Raw genomic sequence first — 12,958 nt, 5'->3', positions numbered from 1 at the left:
TAAAAAGATATGAAATAACTATTATAAGAGAGAGATAATAACCTTTATTACGATATACAATTATAATCATCCTTTTTAGTCTTTTTTCATCGCTTTTCCATATTGTGTATAAGGAATCTTTTTTATATAATAAGTACATAATCTTTTAAGGGGTGATCACTATTCGTAAGATTAAAAAAAAATATGTTTTAACTATATTTTTAACATTCATATTTATATTTTCTAATTTATCTTTAGATGCTATGTCATTTATAGGTATAAATACATCTAACAATACTACAGTCGCCTTTGCTAAATCAACTGGTAGTAGCAGTCGGTCAAGCTCCAGCGGCAGCAAATTTAGTTCTGGCAGTTCAAAATCAAGTAATGGATTTAGTTCGGGATCTTTTAGTGGATCAAGTTCTTCTAGTAAATCCTCAACAAACACAAGTGGTGATTCAAGTAGTTCAAAGAGTGGTGAAGGATTTAAATCTGGTAATTTTTCGAATAGTGATTCTTCAAACTCAAATTCAAAGAATTCTTCTTCATCTTCAAGTAGTGGTGGATCACAAGGATTTAGTAGCGGTTCTTATTCTACAACTGATAAAAGTAGAACCACTGACCCTTCAACTTCTTCTAATACAAATGATAATAAAAATACTAATACTCAAACATATAATAGTGGTTCCAACAGACATTCATTCTGGCCATTCTTTGGTGGAGGATACTTTTATAGACCATTTTATTTTGGTTCACCATCAAGTTCATTAATTAACACCTTAGTTTTAGCTGGAGTATTCGTACTAGCTATTATATTAATAAAAAAATATTTAAATAATAAAAGAAAATAAAAATTATTTGGAGGTATAGGCATGGGAATTTTTTCAAGGATGTCAAATATGATTAAGGCAAAAGTAAACAACTCATTAGATGAAATGGAAAATCCAGTTGAATTATTAGACCAAAAACTAAGAGATATGGATGAACAATTCAATAAAGCAAAATTAAGTTCAGCTCAAATTTTAGGTAATGTTCATGAAATTGAGAAAAAACTAGATTCTGCTAAAAAGGAATCTGAAGATTATGATCAAAAGGTTAGATTAGCACTAAGTAAAGGAAATGAGGAATTAGCTAAAAGAGCATTAGCTAAAAAAGTTGAAACAGATAAAAAGGCTGCTTCTCTACAAGCAAGCTATGATAATGCTAAAATACAAGCAGATACTTTAAAGGCAAACTTACGTGCTTTAGAAGAAGAAATAACAAAAACTAGGAGTTACAGAGATGAGGCAGCTGCAAGATTTGCAAATGCTGAAGCTTCTCAAAAAGTTAATGAAGTTCTTGCTAATGTTCAAACTAAAAATAACTCAATACAAATTGATAGTATAGAAAGAAAAATTCAACGTAAAGAATCTCTTGCTCAAGGTTTAGGTGAATTAAGAGACCTAGATGATTTTGATAGCGAATTTAAGAAATTAGATGAAGTTGATTTGGATCTTGAATTAGCAAAATATAAATCTAATTAGGTGATAAGACATGGATAATGATAAGGACCTAAATTTTATCAACGAAGAACGAAGGTATTGGGGCAAAATTTATACAGATATAACTTATGCTATAAGTGAAATATCCCCATTTATTTCAGAAAGAGATTCAAGGATAAGAAAATATTTCTCTAAGTCACCTATTCTTAAGGACTATATGAAGCTTTTAGATTCTGCTGAAGCTGACTGCAAGAAAAAATCCTTATTTTCAATGTTTAAATCTAGTCCTAGCATAAACTTACTTCAAGATTTTAAAGCTAAAAATAGAGAAAACTTTAAACAGTTAGAAAAATGCTCTCATTGTGAATGCTTGAGTTGTGCATTTGATTGTAATTTCAAAAAATGTTCAAGCTGTAGAAGCAGTTCTCTAATTTGCTCCTGTGATAAAGAAAGAGTCAATGTAAGAAAATTTGATAATTTTATGCTAGAACTTACTAACAACGATACTGGTATCTCTTCAAAATATAATGTTTTAGCTGTCGTTGAAGACTGTACTTTAGATAATTTGTATATTCTTCTAGAAAATTCCAACAACTCTAATGATAAGCTAGTACTATACTATTACCCTGGAATAAAAGAAGATAGTTACGGAGAGATAACTGATCCCAACGAATTTGATTTTGTAGTAGAAACTTATCAAAATGCAGAGTAGTACTATTAAAAATCTATTATCTAATAATATAAAAGTTATAGTTCGAAGTTGATTTATAAAAGCAAATCTTTCTCAGAATAAAATGGAGATACGTATCTTTATAATAAAGATACGTATCTCCATTTTTACTAGTTACTCATAAGTTTAAATTTTCAAAATCAATATGATTCTTATATCTATAATACTTTAACCTTCATCATACATTGAAAATTGTTGTATTTCTAATTCTTTTCTCTTTTCCATCTCATTGAAACAATAATTTATTATATCGCTTCTTTTTATTATCCCTATAAAAGTACCATCATCATCTGTTACAGGCACAAAATTTTGACTTACAGCTAACGATATTAAGCTTTCTATATTTGAAGTTATAGAAACAGACCTATGAGTTGTTTTTCTATAAATGTCTTTAACTTTAACAGATTCTATGTTTTTAAAATTCAAATTATGTGTATTTTTTAGCTTCCACAATAGATCTCCTTCTGTTAGCGTTCCAACATATTTTCCTTCTCTATCTATAATAGGAATAGCTGTATATCCGTAGCATTCCATTTTCTCCATAACTTGTTTCATAGTTGCATCTTGATTTTCACATATAACTTCATTTTTTGGTGTAAGAAAAAAGGCTATATTCATAAATAAAATCCTTTCATTCAATGTATTCGTTTTGTTCTTCTTCACAAAACTATTTTATCATATCTCGGATTAAATTTCTTTAACTAAATTCTTACTTATTTCTGAATATATACTGAAATCACCTTTTTTTCTCACTATTCTCTAACTTATAGATATAATTTAAGTACGCTTCATCTTTCAATACACTATTAACTTCGTTATATCCATTCTCTCCTTGAAGAGTCTTTTTAACCAGAACTTCGCATAAAACATTGCACTTACATTTCGGACAAGTGCCTACAGCTGCAAATCTCCAATTTAAAAGCTTTATAGGAGTTTGTAAATCAATTTTTTTTCCACATTTAGGACACTTTAGCATTAATTTTTCTTCTTTTATTTTTATACTCTCAAGATCTGATACCTGTATGGCAGGCATATTATATATATCTTTAACTATATAATTTTTTATCACTCTAGAATTATATACTCTTCTAAATACCTCTACGGTATATTTTGCATCATTTAAAGCATCATGTAATTTTGTATCATCTACTTTAATTTTTAATTCATCTAAAGCTGACTTAAGCCCCAATGCTTTTTTATGAGCTAAAATTTTAGTAACATATTCTTGAATATCGAGATATTCGTTTAACCATCTTAAATCATTATAATTATAATGATGGGCATTAATAATTAATTCTGCAACGTCATCCTTTGCCCATGAACATAAAACATCTCCATCTTCAAACATATCCTTTAATTTACTTATAGCTTCTTCAAAAGATACTCCTTTTTCATTAAGTATATCCATATCTATTTTAGTGATTTCTGTTACTATTGGATTAATTACCGGAAATATTTTAGGCTTAATATATTCCCTAATTTCTTTTATAGGTTTCATATATTTATCTACTTTTACTGCACCTATTTCTATAATTTCATTTTCCAAACTTATTGAATCAAACTCGCCATATTTTTCAAAAAAATCTTTTTGATAATTAGTTATATTTTTTAAATTATTAAATTCTAAGTCAATAATAATGTACCCCATGCTTAATCCTTTCTAATGCTAATTTTTAATTCTTTAAACTCAATTATTTATACTTCTATCCCCGCAAGCTTCATTAAATGAATTGCATTTTGTGTTGTACTTCTTCCTTCTCTAAGAATATAGTCAAATTTGATTTTATTATTTTCATAAAATTCTCTAAAATTATAATTTATTATCTCTTCACTTTCATTTTCTAAATCACATAATTCAAAGTCATGAGTAGAAACAAGCCCAACCCCTCCGTATTTAATTAATTGTTTAATCAATACAGATGCACCAGTATGCCTATCTCTTGAATTAGTTCCCTTAAATATTTCGTCTAGTAGAAAAAATACACTTTCTCCTCTTTTGCACGCCTCTATTAATATTTTTATTCTTAAAATTTCTGCATAAAATGATGAAATATTCTCTTCTAAATTATCTTTTGTTCTCATGCAAGTGTATATCTTCATAATTCCACAAGAAAATTTATCCGCATGCACTGGTGCTCCGATGTAACTTAAAACCAGATTAGTACCAAGTGTTCTTAAAAATGTACTTTTCCCAGACATATTGGAACCCGTGATTAAAGAAACCTTTTGATTACCCGTCATCGAAAATGTATTTTCAACTGCTTTTTCTCCTAATAAAGGATGACCTATATTCACTGCAGTTATTTCATTTTTATCTAAAATAACAGGATACGTCCAATTTTCATTTTCAAATGGCAAATTACATACACTAACTAATGCATCTATTTTATGCATTACTTCTAACCAGCCTTTAAGTTTATTCCCATTCTTTTCTCTCCATTTTTCTAAACTTCTTAATAGAAATACATCAGAAAATAATAGTATATTAAATAACAGATAATATGCATTATATGAACTATTTCCTATCCAATCCAAGATATCAGAAAAAGCTTTCATCTCTTCCTTACAACTTAATTTATCACTTTTCAACTTTCCTTGTAAATTCTTTAAATATTGTGAATCAAAATTTTCTTCTTCTATTAGAAATAAAATTTTACTATACCCATATATGCTATTTTTTATGGATTCAAATAATTTAATCTCTGTACCCATGCTTTTAGATAACACTTTAACAACGATAAAGTTCACCATAAGATTTAAAAGTAGAAATGATTGTGGTATTACCTTTACTATTGCTAAATATATCGAGAAAATTGTTACTAAAATAAAAGTACATGCGATAACAATTCTCAGCGGACTTGATGATTCTGTCCCTTCACTCCAATTAATTAAGTTATCTAAGTCTATATCTTTTGATTTTTTCAAACTGCCCTCAAGAACTAAATTTTGCCTCCAGACAGCTTTACTACTCAATTCCTTTACAGCTTCTTGTCTTTCAGCAATATCAAGCTTATTCAAATTCCCTTCATTTTTTAATAATTTTACTAGTTCTTCTCTTCCTCCTTTAGTTACTGTATCATTAATATATTGAAAAATCGAGTTATTGCCAAATACGTCCAAATCATCTACAAATGGATGCTTATAGTCCAAATACTCTGAACCAGAATCCTCGAAACTCGTAAAATCACCACTTAATCTTTTTATTCCCTTCTCATTAATTTTCATTATCGTATTTATCTTTTCTCTGTATTGAATTATATTATTGTGATAAAATATCAAAACAATAAATATACCAATAAAAAATATAGTTGAGATCAATATTAGATTTAATTTATTCTGACTATATAATATATAATCAGTTAATACCCCTAAAATCACTACAAACAACCTGCTCCATCCAATAATTTTCACCTTATAGTTCAGGTCTTTTGTTTGTCTTAAACATCGTTGTATGTTCTCTTTATAAAATTCTTCTGCTAAACTCATAATTCCTCCTAACATAATAATTTTATTTTTATAAGCAATCTTTTTGTTGACTATAAACTAAACTTCGTAATTTAAATTTAAACAAAACTCAAATGATTAATATAAATTAAACTATTGTTCCAATTCTATATCACAAATAAAATAAAGCACATTAAGATATCTTATTTTTAATTCAGGATATTTTAATCTACCTTGTTATCTTGTGCAATCTATTTTATTATTACCTCATATCCATTTTAGCTTTATGTAGTGAGTAATTCATATATAAAATACATATTCTATAAGTATAATATTACCATAATAAATTCGATTTATATTCCTTTGTTTAAATTATTTTTTCATTAAACTTATAGATATTATTAAAACACTAAGATAATTTTTTTATTTAAGTCAGAGACATCTACCTAATATGTGATTTTATTAACTCCAAGGATTAAAATTAAAAGGATTATTTCCAATATAACCTTGAAAATAATCCTCAATCTCTATTAAAGTTAATCTAGTCTATTCTTTAGATAAGCACTTGTATATCTCATCCAAATTGTATCTCATAGCTTCTATATAATTTTTGTCATCTTCTTTTGATTCTAATGTAAGTATTGGAACTACATCAGCTTGAACTTCTTTTGCTAAAGTTTCCGAAACTTTAGGGCTCGCTAACGACTCTGAAAAAACAGTCTTTATATTATTATCTTTACAAAAACTTACTAAGTCTTTTAATTGCTTAGGAGTTGGCTCACCCTCTGCAAATAAATTTTCTACTGATTTTTGAGTCAATCCGAAGTCTCTGCATAAATATCCAAATGCAGCGTGACCTGTTATGAAATTTTTCTTACTTAATGTATCAAATTTGGGTTTATATTCACTATATAAACTCTCTAATTCCTCTTTAAACTTATTGTAGTTTTCTTCATAATAATCCTTATTTTTCTCATCTAACTTTACTAGTGTATCTTTTATATTACTTGATTGGATTTCAGCATTTTTTAAACTTAGCCAAGCATGTGGATCAACCGCATCCCCCTCTTGCCTGGTTTCTATACCAGTACTTGAATCTACAACAATTACATTAGTATTCTTAATAGCTTCATTTACTTGACCTACCCATTCTTCCATGCCTAAGCCATTATAAATAAACGCATTACTCTTTGTTAATTCCTGAAAATCTTTGGTTTTAGGCTCATAATCATGTGGCTCCATATTATCAGGAACTAGACATATAACATCGGCTTTATCACCAGCTATCTTCTCTGCGAATTCTTTTAATGGATATATTGAAACTGCAATTTTTAATTTATCTTCAGTTTTGTTTTGTATTCCAGTATTTGCATTAGCTCCACATCCGATTAGCATAAAACTTACTAATACCGCTAACGCTCCCGAAATTATTTTCTTCTTCATATTATACCTCCAGTTTGCATCTGATTTGCATTTGCAACTCTGTTTATAATATTACTGTTAAAGTTTAAATATGTCAAGATTAGTTAAATATTAATTTAGGATAGTATTATCAATTCAAATTAATTAAGTTATAATCATACTTATTTCTATCAAGAATAATCTTTTCTATTTTTTGACATGTAAAGAAAATAACTTGCTCAAAATTTTCATCCATAAGAAGATTTAGTGCCCGCTCTCTTCTCTCATCATCATATTGGACAAGAGCATCATCTAAAAATATTGGGATTCTTTTATTTTTAAACAACATATTTATAAATGATAACCTTAATGCTAGATACAGTTGATCCTTAGCACCATTGCTTAGTATTTCCCCTTCGAATAGTATTCCTTTATTTCTAATCTTTAACTTATAGTCTTCTGATATCTTAGCTTCTTCGTAATCATCATTTGTTAAGAAATTAAATTTCTTTATAATTTTCTTATTCATATCTGGTCCAATATTCTTTTTTATCTCATCAAATGCTTCTTGAATCAAATTACTAGCTAACTCTAATGCTTTAAATTCTTTCTCCAACTTTTTAGTTTTTTCTTCATTCATTAATATTTCTTCTTCTATCTCTGAAATTTCCCTTTTACCTAAATACCTTTTTTCTATAAGATGTTCTAAATCCTTTATCTCCTTCTCGATTTTCAACAATTCATTAGACTTCGCTCTAATCTCTGAGTCTATTTCTTCTTCAGATTCATAAGAATAGTTTATGTCCTGACTAATAATTTGTTTCATTTCTTCCTTTATTTCATCTATATTTCTATCTTTTATTAAAACCTTATATGTTTCCTCTACACTTTTCAATGCACTTTTAATTTCATTCATTTTATTTATTTTTTCTTTATACTCTCTCAACTTAACATGCATATCTACTATTTCTATATTTTCTAATCCAAGTACATGAGTTTTTTTTCTTATCTCATCATCTTTATCGGCTAATTGTTCATTTATATTTTCTATATCCTGATTAATTGTATTAATCTCGTATTCCTTTATAAGTATTTCTTCTTTTTGTTTTTCATAGAATTCCAATTGTTCTAGCACCTCATCTAAAGACTTGCATCCTAAAACATTATACAAAGATGCTATCACACCTTTATTTCTATTATAATTTGATTTTAATTTAGTAATATCGTATCTGTTAATCTCCTCTTCCTTATTTTTTATTAATAAAATCATATTATCTTTATAATCTATATACTTATCATATTGATTTATCTTACTAATAAAATCTTCATAAGATACTGAATTAGTTTTCTTTATATAAACATCTAATCTTTTTTCATATTCTTCTATTCTTTCTTTTAGCTCATCAATTGATATATTATTTTTCCTAAAAATCTCTGAACTTTTAATTAATAAGGAATATTTGAAATATACTATTCCTATTATGATAAATATAGGTATAAATATAATCATAATGGGAATTATTTGCTTCAATATACTGTATATAAAAGCAGAAATGCAAATTGCTCCAATAAAATAAATACAATTTATTTTTTTATTTAAGCTATTTAAGTCTCCTTCCGACTTACTATAATCCTGATTCTCCATTTTATATTTTAATTCCTTTAATCCCTCTTTATAAGAATTAAGTAATCTCTCTATTTCTTCTCTATTATTTTTTATAAAATCTAAGTTACTAATGCTAGAAGCCTGCTTGCTTATATCCATCTTGAATCCAGCTATTGAATTTTTTATATTTATGATATCATTAAGTTTTTCTTCTAAATTCCTCTGGTCAACTTTTAATGTATATATTTTTTCTTTTACATTACTTCCCATCGAAGAAAAAACTTTATAATTTATCATTTTTTCGTTTTTTACTCTTAATTCTTCTTCTGATTTATAAAGTTTATTTAACTTTTCTTGTTTTACGTCTAATAGACTTAGATATCTAGCACACCTTTCATTAATTTCATCCAAATATTCAGCTGTTATATATTCCTCACCCTTTTTAAGTTCTTCGATTATTGCATCCTGTTTTCTTTTAAGCTGCTCCCCTTTAACTAAATAGCTACTTATTTCTTTGTAGTCTTTTTGAAGTTTTATCTTCTTAATGTACTTTTTATATAAATCTAGCTTTTGAATTTGTTCTTTTATGTTGCTTTTAACATCTTTCTTCCTTAATAAGTTTTCCTCATTTTGCACGTTTTCTTCAGCTAATTTATATGCTTCCCATAACTCTGTTTTTAGTGAATTATTTTTCTCTTTTAATAAATCAATCTCTCCACCTTTTCTTATTCCTAGCAATTGCTTCTTCTTCTTTTCTAATTTCTCAATTACTTTTTTTACAGAAGTATTTTCATCTCCAACATTGTAAACATTGGTTAGCTTCTCCATTATTTCTTCTTCTTTATCTTTGGATATAACTACTCCTAATTGTCCTATAAATAACGTCTTCATAAAAGTAGATAAATTTATATCGAAGAAATACCTTCCCGGCTCATTTTTATATTCTATTTGTAAGCTCTCTCCCGTTATTTCATCTAAGATTTCGCATTCATCTTCTTTTTTTGTTATACCAAATCTTCTTTTTATAATGTAGCTTTTTCCTTCATTTTCTATTATTAATTCTCCGGAAATATTCTCTCCAGATAGAGGCATGTATCTTTTTCTATCGTTTAGTTTACTTCTAGAATTTTCAATCCCATACAGCCATATCTTGATAAAATTCTCAATTGAACTTTTTCCCTTTTCGTTTTTTCCATAAATTAAATTGAATCCTCTGCTTAAATCTAGGCTTTTATCTTTAATCCCTGCAAAAGCTTTTATATTTATTTTTTTAACTATCAAAAGCTTTCACCTCTTTCATAAAATTTACTTGAATACAATTTCTTTCGATACTATTTTCGAATGTATTAATTCTATAATTTATAAATCTCTCTTTAATCAATTTACATCTCATTAATTCTTACCTCTTCACCTGAGATGCTTTGAATTCCTATCTTTAAAGCCAAAGAAATAATTTCTCTATCTTCCTCCGTTGTAACATTCTGTAGCTCTTCATATATTTTTTTTGCAAATATGCTTTTTAATGAGTACCCTTTTATCAATTCGGTTATATCTAACTTAATTTCACTTTTGTCAATAATCTTCACAAAATAGAATTCATCTTTAAGTAGTTCTTCAAGTAATTCTTCACTTAATGAAAATTCATCAGATATTTGCCCTTTTAAAATAACCTTATAAAAATTATTCTTTCTACCATCCTTAGGTATTTCTGATATAATTCTATTTTTTACTTCGTTATATCCAAAGCACCCGTCAATATTTATTCCCTTCTCATAGTAATTTCTTACTGATGTTCTAATAAACCGGCTTTCTACAAATCTATTCTTAATCTCTAAGAATACTATTCCTTTCTCTTCAAGCTCATCAAACCCCCTTCCTTGAGGGCATCCGCTATAACTGTAATATGTGTTACCTATCTTCTTAACTTCCGAAAACTTATGTCTGTGTCCTAGTGCTATATAATCCAAATCGCTTTTAATTATATCTTCTTCCATAATTGGATTGTAATTATTTCCTTCCTTTACACTAGAAACTTCTCCATGTATAACCATTATGTTGTTATATCCGTTGATTCTTTCAACATCTTTTAACAAGGATTTACTGACATGTGTGGTATTAAACCCAGCTCCCCAAACAACAGTCTTTAAATCCTCTAATATTACTTTTTCAACACTTCCTTTAAAAATATGAACATTACTTGGCCAATCTACAATGCTATAGAAAGATTTTTCATTAAAAGGATCATGATTTCCAGGACTTATAAAAACTTTTACCTTGCTAATATTTTCAAAACAGCTTTTTATAAAATGAAGTGTAGTTTTCTTTACAGATAAATTATCAAATACATCTCCTGCTATTAGTAAAATATCTATTTCTTCATTTAAAGTTATTAGCATTATGTTCTCAAAAACTTGTTTTAATTCTTCTTTACTCTTTAGTGCTAGCTTTGGTGTCATTCCACTAAAAGGAGTATCAAAATGTATATCTGCTATATGTAAAATTTTAATTTTTCTCATACTATCACACCTAAACTTTTTTATATAACGAACTTTTGTTCTAATTTTACCACGAAATTTGCGAACAGTCCAAAATGATTATTATGCACGTTTATAATTCAAACCTCTATATAATATTTACTCAAAAAACAGGAGATGTATTATACCTTTGTATAATACATCTCCCATTTTTTAGAATATGATTAGATTATCCTAACATACATAGAAACAATATTAAATTATAAAATTTCATTAGATTCTATGTTCATATTCTTCTACCATTCTTTTTACCATTTCTCCGCCTACTGAACCACATTGTCTAGAACTCAAGTTACCATTGTATTCTTTAAATGGTATTCCTAGTTCTTGAGCTACTTCGTCCTTGAATTTTTCCAAGCCACGTCTTGCTTCTGGAACTAATGTCCTATTATTGTTGTTTGACATAACGATCCCCTCCTCGGCTAATTGATAGAATCAGTAAACAAAACTCTAAAAATTTTATCTACCGATAATAGTATTTTAACCTTACGATTATTTATTATTCTCATTAATATAAGGACATTCTTCAATATTTATCCTCTATTAAATATTAAAATAGGAATCTCTACTCAATATAAATTTATCGATTTTACTATTGCACTACTAAATTCAATTTATTCTATACAACTATCTCTTTAAATGTTGTTTCTATATCTCTTTTTATATCAGTAAATATATCACTCTTATCTTTAATAAAAGAATTTAGCAAATCAATGGTTATTGAATTCAATTCAATAATATCTTTATCTGTAATTAAATTATCAGCCTTGCCTCTTTGTAAATACTTATTCATATCCTTAAAGAATCTATACACTTCATCTTTAATTAAATCCTTTGACATTAAGTCTTCTTTCATATTTAATAATCTTTTTCTAATATCTAATGCTTTTAATGGAAATAGTAAATACATGTTTTTTTCGCTTAATTGCTTAAAATCATATTTCCATCCTTTGATTATATTAATTGTATAATCTAGATTTTTTTCCTTAGCTTCTGATTTAATTGGATACACATCAGGAACTTCAATATTGGAATTCAATATTATCATGGATTTAGAATACTTATCCTTCAAAGCATATTCACTTTTATTTACACTTTTCCTCTTTTTTGCATTAAGGCTTATTACATTGTTATTATTCGATAAATTTACCTTAGTTATCATTATTGCTATATTTTCAGCATCGTTAGCGTGAAACTGTACCCTGTATTCAAACTTCCTATACTCATCTTCTGCTAGTATCTTCAAATCATAATTTGAATCTTCTAACTTAATATCTTCATTTATATCTATATTTTTTTTAGTCTTATTATATTTCATTCTCGCATCCATATTTAAATCATCATTATATAATGAATTTACAAGCTCAATTATTGTTGTATTATTTAACAAAAAAATTCTCTCAATAATTTTATTTAGGTTCTTTATACCACCATTCTTATTGAATTCCTCATTATATCTTATTTTCGAGTTATTAGCTTCATCATCTTCTTTGAAGCAATTAAACTTCTCTCTAAAAGATATATAGGACTTATTGCTTTCTTTTTCATTAATAGTATTATTAGTTGATTTTGCCAATCTATTTTTATTCTCTATTCCTTTTTTTCTAACTTCGTTTAGCAAAACTAATTTATTCATATCGTATTCCACCTCACAATGGATTATTACCATAATATGTCTTCAATATTCAAATATTGAATGTATTTTATAATAGCTCATTCACAAGACACAAAATAGTTTTTATAAATACATAATTATTTATGTTTACATATAGTTCATTATATT

12 protein-coding genes are annotated in these 12,958 nt (G+C 27.0%); 3 read left to right on the top strand and 9 right to left on the bottom strand.

Annotation, left to right across the window (positions count from 1 at the left end):
- The first annotated feature begins 242 nt into the window (after nucleotides 1-242).
- From KEC93_RS02705 to KEC93_RS02695, 3 genes are read left to right on the top strand one after another with little or no spacing between them, the layout of a single operon-like run.
- Nucleotides 243-830 (top strand): hypothetical protein, encoded by a 588-nt coding sequence (locus KEC93_RS02705; protein WP_207717933.1) that lies wholly within the window; start codon nucleotides 243-245, stop codon nucleotides 828-830.
- Nucleotides 831-851: 21 nt separating this feature from the next.
- A complete protein-coding gene (locus KEC93_RS02700) occupies nucleotides 852-1,502 on the top strand; it encodes a PspA/IM30 family protein (RefSeq protein WP_011967831.1) in 651 nt (216 codons plus the stop codon).
- Between the two features lie 10 nt (nucleotides 1,503-1,512).
- A complete protein-coding gene (locus KEC93_RS02695; protein ID WP_077868996.1) occupies nucleotides 1,513-2,172 on the top strand; it encodes a DUF1292 domain-containing protein in 660 nt (219 codons plus the stop codon).
- Nucleotides 2,173-2,358: 186 nt separating this feature from the next.
- Here KEC93_RS02695 and KEC93_RS02690 read toward each other — a convergent pair whose 3' ends face one another.
- The 9 genes from KEC93_RS02690 to KEC93_RS02655 form a co-directional block, all read right to left on the bottom strand.
- Nucleotides 2,359-2,808 (bottom strand): CBS domain-containing protein, encoded by a 450-nt coding sequence (locus KEC93_RS02690; protein ID WP_011967829.1) that lies wholly within the window; start codon nucleotides 2,806-2,808, stop codon nucleotides 2,359-2,361.
- Between the two features lie 118 nt (nucleotides 2,809-2,926).
- Nucleotides 2,927-3,838: a 3'-5' exonuclease gene (locus KEC93_RS02685; protein ID WP_011967828.1), complete on the bottom strand. Its 912-nt coding sequence runs from the start codon at nucleotides 3,836-3,838 to the stop codon at nucleotides 2,927-2,929.
- A 47-nt stretch (nucleotides 3,839-3,885) separates the two neighbouring features.
- The gene (locus tag KEC93_RS02680; protein ID WP_077868997.1) at nucleotides 3,886-5,676 is read right to left on the bottom strand and encodes a MutS family DNA mismatch repair protein; all 1,791 of its coding nucleotides are present in this window, start codon (nucleotides 5,674-5,676) and stop codon (nucleotides 3,886-3,888) included.
- 504 nt (nucleotides 5,677-6,180) lie between these two features.
- Nucleotides 6,181-7,077, bottom strand: coding sequence for a metal ABC transporter solute-binding protein, Zn/Mn family (locus KEC93_RS02675; RefSeq protein WP_011967826.1), 897 nt, complete (start codon nucleotides 7,075-7,077; stop codon nucleotides 6,181-6,183).
- A 109-nt stretch (nucleotides 7,078-7,186) separates the two neighbouring features.
- Nucleotides 7,187-9,922, bottom strand: a complete 2,736-nt coding sequence (locus tag KEC93_RS02670; protein ID WP_077868998.1) for an AAA family ATPase — start codon at nucleotides 9,920-9,922, stop codon at nucleotides 7,187-7,189.
- Nucleotides 9,912-10,034 carry a hypothetical protein gene (locus tag KEC93_RS26645; RefSeq protein ID WP_023974886.1) on the bottom strand — a complete coding sequence of 41 codons (123 nt, stop codon included), beginning with the start codon at nucleotides 10,032-10,034 and terminating at the stop codon, nucleotides 9,912-9,914. The genes KEC93_RS02670 and KEC93_RS26645 overlap by 11 nt, the downstream gene beginning before the upstream one ends.
- The gene (locus tag KEC93_RS02665) at nucleotides 10,024-11,157 is read right to left on the bottom strand and encodes a metallophosphoesterase family protein (RefSeq protein WP_077868999.1); all 1,134 of its coding nucleotides are present in this window, start codon (nucleotides 11,155-11,157) and stop codon (nucleotides 10,024-10,026) included. Before KEC93_RS02665 ends, KEC93_RS26645 begins: the two co-directional genes overlap by 11 nt.
- Before the next feature lie 231 nt (nucleotides 11,158-11,388).
- A complete protein-coding gene (locus tag KEC93_RS02660) occupies nucleotides 11,389-11,580 on the bottom strand; it encodes an alpha/beta-type small acid-soluble spore protein (protein WP_011967823.1) in 192 nt (63 codons plus the stop codon).
- Nucleotides 11,581-11,794: 214 nt separating this feature from the next.
- A complete protein-coding gene (locus tag KEC93_RS02655; protein WP_039770333.1) occupies nucleotides 11,795-12,811 on the bottom strand; it encodes a hypothetical protein in 1,017 nt (338 codons plus the stop codon).
- Nucleotides 12,812-12,958 lie beyond the last annotated feature (147 nt).

It is taken from the genome of Clostridium beijerinckii (assembly GCF_018223745.1).
Taxonomy (GTDB): domain Bacteria; phylum Bacillota; class Clostridia; order Clostridiales; family Clostridiaceae; genus Clostridium; species Clostridium beijerinckii.
This window is presented reverse-complemented; position numbering and strand designations above follow the sequence as displayed.